The organism is Cyclobacterium sp. SYSU L10401, from assembly GCF_010993705.1.
Classification (GTDB): Bacteria; Bacteroidota; Bacteroidia; order Cytophagales; family Cyclobacteriaceae; genus Cyclobacterium.
In genome coordinates this window covers 177,324-192,868 of sequence record NZ_WOFO01000001.1, presented here as the reverse complement: position 1 = coordinate 192,868, position 15,545 = coordinate 177,324, and the positions used below count along the sequence as shown (strand labels likewise).

General features: G+C 43.5%; 10 protein-coding genes. 3 read left to right on the top strand and 7 right to left on the bottom strand.

Annotated elements, in window-relative coordinates; genetic code table 11:
* Positions 1 to 2 precede the first annotated feature (2 nt).
* Positions 3 to 344: a phage holin family protein gene (locus GL182_RS00805; protein ID WP_163377672.1), complete on the bottom strand. Its 342-nt coding sequence runs from the start codon at positions 342 to 344 to the stop codon at positions 3 to 5.
* A gap of 268 nt (positions 345 to 612) precedes the next feature.
* Here GL182_RS00805 and GL182_RS00800 point away from each other — a divergent pair, with 268 nt between their 5' ends.
* Together GL182_RS00800 and crtD are read left to right on the top strand one after the other, a co-directional pair.
* Entirely contained in the window at positions 613 to 1,260 is a 648-nt protein-coding gene (locus GL182_RS00800) for a DsbA family oxidoreductase (protein ID WP_240469495.1), read from the top strand.
* 35 nt (positions 1,261 to 1,295) lie between these two features.
* Complete coding sequence (gene crtD, locus GL182_RS00795; protein ID WP_163377670.1) at positions 1,296 to 2,765, top strand: 1-hydroxycarotenoid 3,4-desaturase CrtD; 1,470 nt, start codon at positions 1,296 to 1,298, stop codon at positions 2,763 to 2,765.
* On the opposite strand, the gene GL182_RS00790 is transcribed toward crtD, so the two are convergent.
* The 6 genes from GL182_RS00790 to GL182_RS00765 form a co-directional block, all read right to left on the bottom strand.
* A complete protein-coding gene (locus GL182_RS00790) occupies positions 2,762 to 4,162 on the bottom strand; it encodes a transglycosylase SLT domain-containing protein (RefSeq protein ID WP_163377669.1) in 1,401 nt (466 codons plus the stop codon). The genes crtD and GL182_RS00790 overlap by 4 nt on opposite strands.
* 124 nt (positions 4,163 to 4,286) lie before the next feature.
* A complete protein-coding gene (locus GL182_RS00785; RefSeq protein WP_163377668.1) occupies positions 4,287 to 5,606 on the bottom strand; it encodes a TolC family protein in 1,320 nt (439 codons plus the stop codon).
* A gap of 1 nt (position 5,607) precedes the next feature.
* Complete coding sequence (locus tag GL182_RS00780; RefSeq protein WP_163377667.1) at positions 5,608 to 8,670, bottom strand: efflux RND transporter permease subunit; 3,063 nt, start codon at positions 8,668 to 8,670, stop codon at positions 5,608 to 5,610.
* A gap of 6 nt (positions 8,671 to 8,676) precedes the next feature.
* Positions 8,677 to 9,753, bottom strand: a complete 1,077-nt coding sequence (locus tag GL182_RS00775; RefSeq protein ID WP_163377666.1) for an efflux RND transporter periplasmic adaptor subunit — start codon at positions 9,751 to 9,753, stop codon at positions 8,677 to 8,679.
* A 360-nt stretch (positions 9,754 to 10,113) separates the two neighbouring features.
* On the bottom strand, positions 10,114 to 11,094 hold the full coding sequence (locus GL182_RS00770; protein ID WP_163377665.1) for a fasciclin domain-containing protein: 981 nt from the start codon (positions 11,092 to 11,094) through the stop codon (positions 10,114 to 10,116).
* A 28-nt stretch (positions 11,095 to 11,122) separates the two neighbouring features.
* Positions 11,123 to 14,440 (bottom strand): TonB-dependent receptor, encoded by a 3,318-nt coding sequence (locus GL182_RS00765; protein ID WP_163377664.1) that lies wholly within the window; start codon positions 14,438 to 14,440, stop codon positions 11,123 to 11,125.
* Between the two features lie 414 nt (positions 14,441 to 14,854).
* Between GL182_RS00765 and GL182_RS00760 the strand changes: the two genes are divergently transcribed.
* Positions 14,855 to 15,544 (top strand): lysoplasmalogenase, encoded by a 690-nt coding sequence (locus tag GL182_RS00760; protein WP_163377663.1) that lies wholly within the window; start codon positions 14,855 to 14,857, stop codon positions 15,542 to 15,544.
* Position 15,545: the final 1 nt, after the last annotated feature.

Here is a 15,545-nt window from a genome sequence, read left to right as displayed (position 1 = left end):
GATCAGTCCTTTTTATTCGTAAATAAAAACACATACCGGGAAAGAGAATTCTTGAGCCCTTTTTGAAAAAACCTGGCATTCCTTAGCAGATACAAAAGCACAAATAACAATAGGTATATACCTGTCAACAATAGAAAACCCAGGGAAGTACTGCCATATAACTCGCTGAAATAAAAAGCGAGTGATATGCTTCCAAAAAGCAGGATAAAAGACGCAGACAAAACCATCAGTAGAATAATGCCTACCCTGGTTGCTATGCTGCTGATCTCATCTAATATTTCAGATTTTAAAATTTTAAACCTTACTTCTATCAATTTCTTTAGGGTGGTAATGATCTCTGTCATACTGGATTAATAATACATGGAAAGAAAATGCTATTCGTTTGATCAAGTTAATATAATTTATATCAAAAACCTTGCTGAAGGTAACCGGTACTTCTAAATCTTCTAAATGAAAGCGCAAAAAGGCTTAAAAATCAAAATATTTCGGACTCCGGAACTCAAAATCTTGTAGTAATTAAATGCGCCTAACTGAACTGAAGCCAGCCCCCCTGATGTTTCAATATTCAGGTTAAAGTATCAGGAGGATGCTTTCATGAAAAAAAAATGGCACATGAAAATTGAAATTTGGAGTGATATTGTTTGCCCGTTTTGTTACATAGGTAAGCGTAAATTTGAAAAAGCCCTGCAGAACTTTGGTTCGGACAAGGAGCTCGACATTATATACAAAAGTTTCCAGCTGATGCCCGATATACAAACCGATCCATCCTTGTCGATCGACGATTTTCTGGCAAGAGAAAAAGGCATGTCCCTGGAGCAAGCCCGGGAATTGAACAGGCAGGTCAGCCAGCAAGCCGCTACCCTTGGATTGGATTATCAGTTGGATAAAGCCGTCGTAGCCAACACTTTCCAGGCCCACAGACTGTTGCAATATGCGCTCAGCCAAAACCTTCAGCAACAGATCAAGGAACGCTTGTTACAAGCCTATTTTTCGGAGGGGAAAAATATTGATGACAGGGATACCCTGGTTCAATTATCGGAAGAGATTGGCTTAAAAGAGACTGAAAAGGTGCTCGCCGGTGACCAGTTTACTGCGGAGGTAAAAATGGACCTGCTGGAGGCCCGCCAACTTGGCATCAAAGGCGTTCCTTTCTTTGTTTTTGACAGGAAATATGCCATTAGTGGTGCCCAGGAACCCAGTGTGTTTCAGGACACCATTTCCCAGGCTTTTGAAGAATGGAAAAGCGAGGCCTTTCAATAGTTTGAACTCTTCCATTTTCATTTGGTTTGACATGTATGGGAAAAAAAGCAATTGTAATAGGATCGGGAATAGCAGGGTTAGCTGCGAGTATAAGGCTGGCCAATAAAGGGTATCAGGTCCAGGTCTTTGAATCCAACGCTTATCCGGGAGGAAAACTTTCTGAAATTTCCATTCAGGGTTACCGGTTCGATACCGGTCCCTCTTTATTCACCTTACCCGAACAGGTGGATGAATTATTCACGCTCTCGGGTAAAAACCCCAGAGATCATTTCCAATACAAGAGGCTTAAGGTAAACTGCCATTATTTTTGGGAAGACGGGACCACTGTCCGGGCTTATGCTGACAGGCAGGCTTTTGCTCAGGAGGTTAAACTAAAACTGGGGGAAAACCCGCATAACATCACGGAGGCATTAAATAAATCTGCCTACATTTACCAGTACCTTGCCCCACTTTTCATGCACCGGTCACTCCACCGATGGAGTACCTGGCTCAATCAAAAAGCCCTAAAGGCTTACCTGAGGCTGGGCAAATTGGGCTTATTCCAAACCATGAACCAGGCCAACAAAAAACTATTTGGCAATGCCAAGCTGGTTCAGCTTTTTAACCGGTATGCCACCTACAACGGATCCAATCCTTTTCAAACACCGGCAACCTTAAACATCATCCCCCATCTGGAGTTTAACCGGGGAGCTTATTTTCCGGAAAAAGGAATGCATGACATTACCCAAAGCCTGTATGCGCTTGCCACTGAACTTGGGGTAAATTTTTCTTTCGGGAAACCTGTAGAGAAAATTGTCATTGAAAAACAAGTCGCCAAAGGGGTGTTGGTGCAGGGCAGGTTTCAGGCCTCCGACCTGGTAATCAACAATATGGACATGGTGAATGCCTATAAAACCATACTCAAAGACCAGCTTCAACCAAAAAAACTCCTGCAACAGCCTAAATCCAGCTCTGCCCTCATTTTTTATTGGGGGATCAGCAAAGAATTCCCTGAACTGGACCTCCACAATATCCTCTTCAGTGGAGACTATGCCCGGGAATTTGATCATATTTTCAACAAACAAACCATTTTTGAAGATCCCACGGTGTACATCAACATCACCTCTGTTTACAAGAAAGACGATGCACCGGAGCAGTCCATGAATTGGTTTACCATGATCAATGTACCCAATAACCAGGGACAAGATTGGGAGCTGCTAAAAAACCGTGCCAGGACATCCATCATCAATAAGATCAACCGTACACTCAAAACAGATATTGAACCATATATTGTGGTAGAAGAGATCCTTGATCCCATCAGCATTGAATCCAAGACTTCATCGGCAAATGGTGCACTTTATGGTAACAGTTCAAATAACCGCTATGCTGCTTTTTTAAGACATGCTAATTTTTCTTCCAATTTAAAAGGACTTTATTTTTGCGGGGGAAGTGTTCATCCGGGAGGAGGCATTCCCTTATGTTTACTTTCGGCCAAAATCATGAGCGAAATGATCCCTAAAGCCTAAGACTGGACCAATACTTTATAAGATTCATACAATCCATAAACCTCCCTGACATACCTCACGGTAACATGCCCCTTGGCATAGCCACTCTTCACCCAGGGATCCCTGTATATTTCGGGTTGTGATTTCCTTTCCAGGTAGTAGGCTACATTTTCCCATCGGCGCGTATCCCTCCCGTATTTATAAGCCAGTCTCCAGGCATCCTGTACATGCCCGTGACCCACATTGTAGGAGGCAAGAATAAATTTTATCCGCTCGGTGTTGTCCGGTACCCTTTCCATCCAAAATCCATCCAGGTACCTGAGATAACTTACCCCACCTCTCAAACTTTCATTGGGGTTATTTGGATCATTTACACCAAAACGTTGTAAAGTCACAGGCATCAATTGAAGCAAGCCTACGGCACCGGCATAGGAAATGGCTGCATTATTAAACCGGCTTTCCTTGTACACCAGGGCTGCAAGGAGGCGCCAATCCCACCCAAGCAGGTCTGCCCCCTCTTTTATGATTTCATCATATTTTGAGATCCTTCCTCCCGAGACAGAGGAAAATGCAGATGAAGTACGGTAATAACTGTTTTTTTTATTTAAAAAATACTTATGGTAAAGTATGGCCTTATAGCCCGTACGGTCTATTCGGGCAACCCATTCATTGATCTGGTTTAATAAATCGGGCGCATTTTTTCTCACCGCCCAGGAAACAGGATTGGCCTGACTAACCGTGAGACTTACATCAAGGTTGTCATAATAGGTGGCATTGACCAGTGCCACATCATCGTCTACCACGGTGTAGTCAATCTCTTCCTGCACCACTTTATTGATTAGGTTTTCCAGCCCTGTGTTTTCTTCTTCCACCTTAAAATCCAATTGCAGGGAATCCTGAAGTGAAAGCAAACGGTCCCTATAGACGGTTCCTTTCTTGATAAAAACCTCCTTGCGGTCCAATTGATGCAGGCTATCTATATGCGTTCTGTCCCTCCTTTGAACGACCACTGTCTTTATCATACCAACAGGTTGCGTAAAAGCAGCGTATTTCATCCTTTTTTCATTCACCTCAAAATTTATGGCCACGATATCTGCCTTCCCCTTATTTAACAGCCTGAAAGCATCCTCGATATCATGCCTCACGATCAGTCGTAAACCTACCTCCAGGTGATTGGCCAGGTTTCTGAGCAGTTCAAACTCATATCCCATTGTCCTGCCCCGGTAGATGTAATAGCTGGCAGATGAGTTGTCTACTATGGCCCTGATAAATCCCCTTTTTTTAATGTCCTCAAAATCCAGCTCTGCCGGAAACTCCCAAAAATCAGGTTTAGACTCTTCTACATCCGGTGCCTTGCATGAATCCAGAAAGGGCACAAAAAAAAGGATCAGAAGAAAAAAAAACCAGGTCTTTTGCATAGTTATGGCTCCTGCTTGGGGCATTGGTATGTCCAATTATAGCCTTTTATCCTCAATAAACCAAAAAAAGCCGGGTAATATCCACCCGGCTTGTAACTCATATCTTAGGTAATATCATTGGCAATTAGATATCATCCGGGAAATAAATTTTCCCTGAAATTCTCATCAATTCAATTTCATTTTCCTTTATGGTATACAAGGATTCTATCAGCCTGCTTTCTGCCTGAAGCCTGTTTACCTGGGCATCCCTAAATTCCAGGTAATTGGCAATACCCAGGCGAAACCTATCCAAAGCTATATCCGAATTCTCAACAGCCACTTCATAATTCTTGCGTTCAATCTCCAGCAATCGCTTGCTGTTTTGATAGGTGTTGTAGGTACGCTGTAAATCAGCCTGCATTTGATTCTCGTACTGCTCCAGCAAATGCCTCTGGTTATTGATTTGAATTTTGGCTCCCTGAATTTGCCGGTTTAGGGAAAGCCCACTGAAAAGGTTTAAACTAATGGTCGCTCCCAGGTTAAATCCTTGTTGTTGGTTGCTCAACAGGAACCCTGCATCTGAATTAAGGGTATTATCATTGTAAGAACCATTTAAAGTAATGGTGGGTAAACGCTGTGCCCTCAATTCCTTAAGCTGGAGGTAGGCTACATTTTCCATGCGCTGGGTCACCAAAAACATCTTGTTCTGGCTGTAGGCATTTTCCCGCAACTCCTCCATGGATAGGTCTTCCTTGATGGTGATTGTATCCTTTACTGCAAAGTTATCGTCCAAACCCAAAGCCAGTAACTCATTGAGGTTTACTCTGGAATTTTGAATCACCTGCTCCTGGGTAACCAGGGCAGTAAGGTCAGCATTATAATCTACCTGAGCAGCAAGAAAATCCCGCTTGGATGCCCTGCCAAATTCATATTGGGCTTTGGCAATTTCCAGCCTTTCATCAGAAAGCTCCAGGGTATTGTTCAACACATCATACCTTTGTTGCTCCAGAACCAACCTGTAATAGGCCGTCGCTATTGCTGCTACTGTATTTTCAATTACTACTTTGGCCTCCAGCTCACTCACCTCTGCCAATTTTCCTAACCTTTGCAAGGCTACTACGGCATCGGCACTAAACCCATAAATGGCTACAAGGCTGTAATTATTGGTTCTTGTCTGAGCTCCCGGAATGATCCTGGGATTTTCCGGATCACTGACAAAGGCCTGCTCTGTATCCTCCCGTCGGTACCCCCTGGTATTGTTCACGTCAAGGATTGGCATCAACAAACTGGTACCTAACTTCCGATCATTTTCTGTCAACAGCACCTGATTGGTCGCTATTTTAACATCAAAATTATTTTCCAATCCAATTTCAACCGCTTTTTCAAACGTCAATATTTCTTCTTCCTGCGCCAGCAGTCTGGAGGAAAAAACGATCAATACACTTAGCAATAAAAATTTCTTCATATTAGACTCTTGCTAATCTGCCCTTTTTAGATGTTAAATAAGAATAAATGCCCGGAATTACAAACAGTGTCAGAATGGTAGCCAAAAGCAATCCACCAATGACGGCTACTCCCATAGGCACCCTTCCTTCAGATCCGGCTCCCAGGGCCAGGGCGATGGGAAGAATACCCAAAATGGTGGATAAACTGGTCATCAAAATCGGTCTGAAACGGGCGGCGGCAGCCCCTTCTATGGCTTCGGGAATACTCATTCCTGCAGCTTTCCGCTGATTGGCAAACTCCACGATCAGGATACCGTTTTTGGTGACCAATCCGATAAGCATAATGATTCCGATCTGGCTAAAAACATTGAGTGTAAAGTCAAATAACCACAAGGAAAACAATGCTCCGAATATCGCCAGGGGAACCGTAAACATTATGGTCAGCGGATCCATAAAGCTTTCAAATTGGGCTGAAAGCACCAGGTAAATCAATACCAATGCAAAAATAAAGGCGAAAACCAGACTACTGGAACTATCCCGGTATTCCTTGGACAAGCCTGCCACATCAGTAGAATAGGTTTCGTCTAAAACTTCAGCAGCAATTTTATCCATTTCCTCCAGGCCTGTTCCCACTGTTTCGCCTGCTGCCAACTGCGCCTGCACGGTGGCACTGACAAAACGATTGAAGCGGTAAAGCTGCGGTGGAGTGCTTCTTTCTGAAATGGTAACCAGGTTATCCATTTGCACCAGCTGCCCATCCTCTCCCCTGACATAAAGCATTCGAAGATTGATGGGTTCATTTCTGTCTTCCAATCGCATTTCTCCAACCACCTGGTACTGCTTTCCATTCATTATAAAATAATCAAAGCGTTGACCAGAATAACTTAACTGAAGCGTTCTGGCTATCTCCTGAACAGACACGCCAATATTCCTGGCCTTTTCCCGGTCTATTTCCACTTCAATTTCCGGCTTGGTAAATTTCAGGTTAACATCAGAAAAACTAAATGTCGGATTTTGACCTACCCTTTCCATAAAGACCGGAATAATCTCTTTTAACTTTTCCAGCGTCTGTGCCTGAATGACATACTGTATGGGTAACCCGGCTCTCCGGTCACCAATTGACGGTTCTTGTGCCCCAAAAGCCCTCACCGCTGTTTTGCTCTTCAGGTATTCGGATACCTCATCAAAAATCACCTGTTGTGACCTTTCCCTTTCTTCAGCATCTTTAAGGATTACCCTCACAAAACCTGAGTTGGTACTGGCCGTTCCAAATCCGGGCGAAGTAACTGAAATTAATCCCTCTCTTTCCTCATCCGGCACCAAATTCATCAAATCCTCCGTCATTTCATCAATGACCCTGTCCATGTAGCCAAAAGTGGCGCCTTCGGGTCCGGAAAGATTGATTCTTATTTGTCCCCTGTCCTCTATGGGGGCTAATTCTGATGGTATATCATTGAAAAGAAGGTAGGTTCCAAAGCCCATAACGGCCAATAACACGAAGGAAAGCCATTTTACTTTCATAAAACCGGATAAGGCTCCTGCATAAAGGTCATTTAACCACAAAAAGAAAGGTTCTGTTTTGGTATAAAGCCAATTTTTCTTTTCCCTCTTTTTAAGCAATTTGGAGCTTAGCATGGGGGTCATGGTAAGGGCCACAAAGGAAGAGATGATCACCGCCCCGGCTACCACCACACCAAATTCCCTGAATAACCTGCCGGTAGTACCGGTCAGGAAAATAACCGGCAAGAACACTGCCGCCAATGCTACTGTGGTAGCAATTACTGCGAAAAATATCTCTTCCGCACCCTTTTCAGCCGCTTTGTCCGGATCTTCTCCACCTTCAATTTTAGTATAAATATTTTCCAATACCACGATGGCATCATCAACCACCAATCCAATGGATAGAACTATGCCCAACAAAGTAAGTACGTTGATGGAAAAACCTGCAAAGTACATGATAAAGAAAACGCCGATCAAACTGATAGGAATGGTCAGCACCGGAATGAAAGTGGTCCTCCAATCCCGGAGAAAGATAAAAATGATCAGCACCACCAGCACAAAAGCCAGAAAGATGGTTTCCTGCACTTCACTGATAGAGCTTCTGATATATTTGGTGGTGTCAAAACCTATTCCCAACTTTATGTCCGCAGGCAAATCCTTTTGAATGAAATCCAATCTCCGGTAAAATTCATCCATGATTTCGATGCTATTGGAGCCCGGAAGCGGAACGAGGGCCACACCCACCATGGGAACACCATCTCTTTTCAATACAGTTCTTTCATTGAGTGGGGCCAATTCGGCATTGCCAATATCCTGAAATCTCACCACATTGTTTGACTCCTCTTTGATGATCAGCCTGTTGAATTCGTCAGGAGTACTCATCCGGCTCCTGGTCCTGACAGAAAGTTCTATGGATTGGCCTTCAATGCTTCCTGTCGGTAGCTCCACATTTTCGCTCTGTACCTTAGTAAGCACATCCAGGGGAGTAATACCATAGGATGCCATGCGCAGGGGATCCATCCTCAACCTGATCGCATACTCCTTTTCTCCCCATATCCTGATCTCACTTACCCCTTCAATGGTCTGAAGCCGCTCTTTAAAAATGTTGGTTGCAATGTCTGATAATTCCAGCAAGCTCCGCTGCTCGCTCTGTACATTCAGGAAAACAATTGGCTGGGTATCTGCATCCTGTTTGGTAACGATGGGGGGATCTGCATCTATGGGGAGGTTACGCTGAGCCCTGGAAACCCTGTCCCTGACATCATTCGCCGCTGCCTCCATATCGGCTCCAACTTCAAATTCCACCGTGATGCTGCTTCCTCCGTCGTTGGAAATGGAAGTGAGGGATTTGATGCCTGATATACCATTGATCCCTTCTTCCAGGGGTTCGGTAATCTGAGCCTCTATCACATCGGCGTTGGCACCCACATAAGTGGTCCTCACATTAACCACTGGAGGGTCCACACTTGGAAACTCCCTAATCCCCAGAAAGGATATCCCTATGATACCAAAAATCATGATGGTTAAGGACATGACAATGGACAATACAGGCCTTCGAATGCTGATAGTGGATAAACTGGACATGAATGATCAATTAATTTGGTTGACGTTGACAGGCATACCTTCCCGGGCTTGCAACACGCCCGTAGTTAAAACCAGCTCTCCGGGAGCCAGACCATCTAATACTTGAACCCTGGTATCCGACCGTTGACCAATTGTCACCTTTCTGGATTCAATTTTTCCCTCATTGGCTATATATACCTTATACCCTTCCAATTCGGGAATCAGGGATTCTGAAGGAATCATAATCGCATTGTCTATTTCATTCAACACCAACCTTACCCTTACAAACATCCCGGGCAAAAATTTCTTCTCCTTATTGGGACTCATCGCCCTGATTTTAAGGGTTCTGGTGGCCGCATCTACATTGGGCTCAATGGCATATACTTTTCCTTCGGCCTCCTCACTGCTATTGTTTGCCCTGAAGTAAACAAGTGAGCCAGCTTTGATCTCGTTGGCGTAACGCTCCGGAATAGAAAATTCAATTTTGATGGGGTCTACATTGACAATATTGGAAATAATATCGGTAGTTCCGATAACGCTACCTTCGGAAACCTGCCGGAATCCCAATTCACCATCAAAAGGGGCACGAATGACCATTTTGTTTAATTGTGCTTCTATAAGCCTTAAATCAGCCAGATTGGTATTATACTGATTTAGGACAATGTCATATTCTTCCTGGCTGATTGCCTCCCTGGACAACAATTCTTTTTGCCTGTTCTCCTGGCTTTCGTACAATTTCTTGGTATAGTTCAGCCTTTCCCGCTGGGCATCCAACTCCTCATCATTGAGGTAAAGTAAGGGGGTTCCTTTTCTTACAAACTGCCCCTCATTGAAGGCAATCTTCTCCACCAGTCCGGCTACTTCGGGCCTCAAGGTCACAATTTCATTGGGAATTAAAGAGCCTGTGATGTTCAAATTGTTTTCCAGTTTTTCCTGTTTAAGCTCTACCACGTTCACTGGTAAACTGGTTTGATTGTCACCATTTTGGGGAGCGACCGCTATTTCCTCTCCCCCACTTAAGATATCCAATCTGGGGTAAAAAAATAAGATGCTTATCACCAAAGCGATGATAATTATCAAAATAATTTTGGTCTGTTTTTTCATTACGGGTGATGGTATAAAATTTTTCTTTAGTGGCTAAAATTTTCTTATACAAGAAGCAAATTTTCTCGCTTTTGTTTAAGTTTTAGAAATTAAAATTTTTCATATGTCTTTTGCTGTATACAAAAGAAACATTTTACTTTTGAAAACATTCCAAGGAAATACCAAACTAACTGATATTTTTATTATAAGGAAGTAAATAGACACGAGAGGCAAATCGAGAACACCAATGGCAGGCAATTCATGCCCGGTATAGGGGATGATTCCGGAGTTTCTCCCACTTAACGATAAAATCAGGCCACCCTGCTTCAACCAAGGTGGCCCGATTAAAAGGTATTTTCAGTTCAAATTAAGAAACTAAACTTACTCGTCTTCCAAAACAGGCAGCATCACCTTATCGATGGTGTGAACAAAACCTGTTTGGAAAATATCATCATTCACGCTGACCAGGGTAGCAGATGCATGGCCTTCACCATAGGTAAGCAGGACATTCTCTCCATCAACTGAAATCATGGGCATCACCTCTCCAGTAAACTGAGGAGTCAGGGTCTGACTATTGGAAACATTGGCAGAGTAGACCAGGTCGTTTACAATATGATACCTGACAATCTCTTCCAATGCATCTTCACCAACCATCTCCACCAACTCTTCTAGAGACCCTGCTCCAAGTGCAGCCAATAAATCCGCAAATGCCTGATTGTCGGGGATAAATATGGTCCTGAAATTAGCGGATAATTGTGAGTTCAGCCCTAAAAGTTCAACCACTTGCTTAAATATACTCAGCTCCGGATTTTCATCCAGGTATGCTGCCATGGTATTTGACCTGGGGAGCAATACCTCATCAATCAGGTGTACCGTTCCATTTCCGCTTTCAGAACGCTGGATATTGACGGTTTGATTGTTAAACCTTACCAGGCCTCCAGATCGGTTGACAAAGATATCCTGGTCGGCATTGGTTTGAATGAAATTATAATTGGTACGGTTTAGATCAGATTGCATGATATTCGGCTCTGCGATATGATATGCCAGGACGTTCTCCAAGCCCTCAATATCATCCGCCGATTCAAAACCATTTTCTGACATAAACGCTTCAATAGCAGCATCTGTAGGCGCAAAAACGGCCCGCTGGTCCTGAGTCTGGCGACTCACCAGTAAGGGCAGCAAACCTTCGCTATCCAGAAGTTCATTGAAAATACTCAACTCTGATTGTGCTGCAATCACATTGCTGAGGAGTTGATCTTCCGTTCGACCCGCTACAGGCTCTTCGTAATTTGCATCGATACAGCCAGCCATCAGTATGCCCGCTGCCAGAAGAAATAGGATATTATTAAACGTATGATTCATAATAGGAGTGTTTTCTTTAAACCACAGATTATTTGAAAATGTACCTTAAGCCAACCTGGGCATTCCAGGTCTGGTTGAGGTTAAAGAGGGACTGGGAAATTTGCGTAGGATAAACACCGGACTGACCTTGTATGCTATTTAAGGTAAACTGGGCATTGCCACTATCATCTACTCCATTAAGATCCAGCAGGTTACTTTGTATCACCTGCCTACCTACTCCCCATGAATCCTTCAATAGGTTCCCTACATTTAAGATATCCAGGGAAATCTGAAGTTTATGCTGATTGGTATCCTTGGTCAGGTGAAGGTCCTGTATCAACCTGAAATCAAATCGGTGAAGCCAGGGCAATAGGGCACCGTTTCTTTCGGTTACCTGCCCCCTGTTGGCTCTCAGATAAGGATCACCTTCAATGTATTGATCCAATATTTCCCATTGCTCTGCAGCCGTTTGGGTGATTACTCCCCCTGAAACACGATCCACTAACTGGGCATCCTCAAGGCTTTCAGGAACATACATCAAGCGTATACCGCCACCGTCACCAAAATTGCCAGAATAGGTATAGCTGTATCTGCCTTGCTCACCACCCTCATAAAAAAGTGAAATCTGGGTATTGTTGTATTCATTTAATCCCTTGGTATTGAAGGAAATTAAACCCACTACCCTATTCGGCTGGTCAAAGCGGTTGAAACCTTCTTCCGGATTATTCCTATCTGTCTGTACTCCTGTAGGCCACAGAGAAGCTGCCTGTGAGCCACCAATCAGGCCAAAATCTCTTTTTTGGCTTCTGGTATAGGCCAGGCTGGTAAAAATCCCTGATCCCCAATCCTTTTGTAAAGACAAGGTCAGGGCACTATAGGTGCCTACATCGATATTGGTTAGCAAAAACAGCTCGTTGATTCCCGTGCCATTGATTCCCTGGCTGTAAGTCGGGTAAGCATTCCCTCCGATATTGACTGATTCGCCGGTTGGGGTACTGGCCAGATTGGCTGAGAAAGGCATGTTGTAATCGCTGGAATGCATGGCTTCCAGGGTAAAAATAAATCCGTCTCCAAATTGATAATCAGCGGCCAAATTGGATCTCCAGGTTTGGGGCAGTTTGAAATTTTCATCTGTAACGTTTACAGAGCTGGAAATATCAGGCTCCTGCTCTGCCGGATTTGGTCGGTAGTAATTGATGTCAGACTGGAAGCCCTGCCATTCACCTTCGGCCCACTGATCTGCGGTTCTTCCTACAAATCCTCTGGTGATACCATTGGCATTGATCTGATTGGAAAGGTGAACGAAAATGGGCCTTGCTGTAAACAATCCCGAACCCCCTCTTACTTGCAGCGAGCCATCACTCATGGCATCCCAATTGAATCCAAACCTGGGAGAGAAAACCGGATTTACCGGAGGAAACTGACTCACATCAGGGCTAATCATCTGACCTGGCTCCCTGGGATTTTCCACTGAAATGTTTAATGCATCCAAACGGGGATTTCTGGGGGCATCAATGGGATAGAAAGGCATGTCTACCCGCAAACCTCCGGTAATTTTCAAGTCTCTGGTGGCCTGATATTCATCCTGGATGTACAAACCTACTTGCCCAAAGCTGACCTGGTCGGTAGGCAGAGTAAATGGGTTGTCCGCATCATAAGTAAAACCGATGGCAAACCCATCAGGAATGACATCCGGATTCTGATTAATCACACCCTCTACAAAACTATCATAGGAATTGTACCTGTACCAGGAATCCCATGTGGGGTTAAAGGCATTATCAAAGGTCATGTATTCGAAATTAACCCCTGCTGTAAACGTATGGTTACCCAAAAAGTAATTGAAATTATTGGTCAGGTTGAAGGTCTTGTTGTCCAGGAGATTTCCCCTTGTAAACAATTCAGTACCCATAGAAAGGTAGTAAAGGGGCGTATTCCCGTCAAACTCCAATACTTCGATCATCGGAAATTGCTGACCTCCCGGTACCCCTCTCTGAGTAACGGCACTGGTATAACCAATATTCAGTGAATTGGCCATGTTGTCGCCCAGGGTTGAATTCAATTCAGCCACTATGGATGACACATTGTCCTCAGATGTATAATGTGTATTTCTGAAAGTCAATGCCTCAATACCGCCCCTGTTGGTATTTCTATAACGTAAATTTCCGGGAAGCCCCCTGATACTGTTTCCGTTTACGGTCACATCCCTTAATTGCTGAAAACGGTTATACCTTACCGTCAATTTATTTCTGTCATTGACATTGTAATCCAGGCGAAGGTTTAATCTGGTCGCATCATCAGCGAAAGGTATGTTTTCGTAAGCACCTGTCTGGTATCCATACAACTGGTCTAGTTGCTGGCTGACAAATTCCGCTCTTTCAGCAGGAACTCTCGATACAATCTGGTTGTCAGGAAGCAGTCCTTGTTCCGGTCGGGCGGCTAATCTGTTGTCCCCCGGAAGGTCATTGACTTCCATTTCAGCACTTACGAAGAAAAATAATTTATCCTTGATAATGGGACCACCAAAAGCAATTCCATGTATATTGGTTTGCGACTCGGAAAAAGGAACATCCCGGCCGCCATTTACGGTGACACCCTGCAACCGGTCATTTCTAAAGAGGGTATATGCGGTGCCCCTCCATTCATTGGAACCGGCTTTGGTAATCGCATTCACATTCGCTCCTGTGAACCCACTTTGGGTAACATCATAAGGAGCAATGTTTACCTGAACCTCTTCAATCGCATCCAGAGAGATGGGATTACCACCTGCAAACTGGCTGGAACCCAAGCCAAAGTTGTTGTTGTATAGATTCCCATCAATGGTGTAGTTATTATACCTTTGATCTGCTCCTCCGAAACTGGTACCGTTGCTTTGAGGAGTGAGTCTGGTAAAATCATTGATGCCCCTGCTGATCGTAGGCATGGAGTTGATCCTTTCATTGTTCAGGGAGGTAGAAGCTCCTGTTCTGTCAGAGTTCATGATCCCATCCCTTATTCCGAGTATCTCTACGGCTTCAAGCTCCACCCCATCAGTGAAGGTAGCGTCTATGGTGTATTTCTGGCCCAGGGAAAGGATAATACCATCAAAAACCTTTTCATCAAAACCTACGAAAGAGACGGTAACCGTGTACGGGCCTCCTACCCTCATGTTGGGAAGATTAAATCTGCCGTCTATATTGGTGACAGCACCATACCGTGTCCCGGAAGGTTCGTGGATTGCGACCACATTCGCTCCGGGCAAGGTTTCACCAGTGTCGTCAGAAACAGTTCCCTGCATGCTGGCGGTGGTAACTCCCTGCGAATAGGCTAAACCCGAGATCAATACAAGGGTAAATAACGCAAAAAGACTTTTTTGTAATAGTTGCCTCATTTTTAATAATGATTAGGTGGAATTAGAAAACTTTCTTTAAGAAATCTGGTTATTTGGGCAGGTACAAAGGTAACCTTATATTAAGACTATCTTTTTTGCGAATTGTTATGTTTTCGATTTATACCGTAAAAGTAGTTAACAATTCCCTAACTTTAGAATTAAGAAGTAAATTTTTTGAAGGACCACTATTCTACTACTATTAAGTGTTTTTTACCTGAAATTTTCGAAAATGCCTTATAAATGTTTAAATCCACATTTTACGGACCAGATGATTTAGGAAAACTTCCCTTTCTGAAAATCATTTCAAAAACATAAACATAAAATGTACTGACTGCGACTCTGGGTTTGAATTTTTACCATTAAAGTCTTTATCTTTTGGACTTAAAATAGCATCCCCCACCGAAATTCAATAAAATGTATAAGAAAGGAATTGTTTGGTTGTATTTATTTTTAATTGTTGCCCTGGCAGATATCGCTTTGATTGTTCATTCAGAACCCTATTATCGAATCCTGACCAAACCATTGATAGTCGCTGCCTTGCTGGCTTATTTTCTTCATTCTACCCAACTTATCAAAGGAAGTTTATTGAGAATCAGTGTCTCTGCCGCCTTGTTTTTCTCTATTGCGGGAGATATTTTGCTGTTGTACCAAAACCTGTTCCTGTATGGTTTGGGAGCTTTTTTCATGACTCACATCTGCTATATAGTGGCTTTTAAGCTTACCCAAAATCACACCTTTAACCCATTCAAGGTAAACTTTATCAAAATGTTTTTTTACAATTTACCCATTTACATATTGGCGGCATTTGTCTATTTCCTGATCCAAAAACAACTCCTTGAGCTAAAAATTCCGGTAGTGATTTATTTATTGGCCATGGTAATGATGGTGACCCTTGCCAGAGAAAGATTTGGGAGGACCCATCCAGCCAGCTTTTGGCAGGTGTTTGTTGGTGCCTCCCTCTTTTTTGTATCCAATGGACTACAGGCCATGGACAAGTTTTTTTATCCCATCCCTGATGGAAAAATATTGATCATGGGAACCTATGTTCTGGCCCAGTTATTAATCATCATGGGGATCAGAAGCCATTTATTACATATCAAATAGT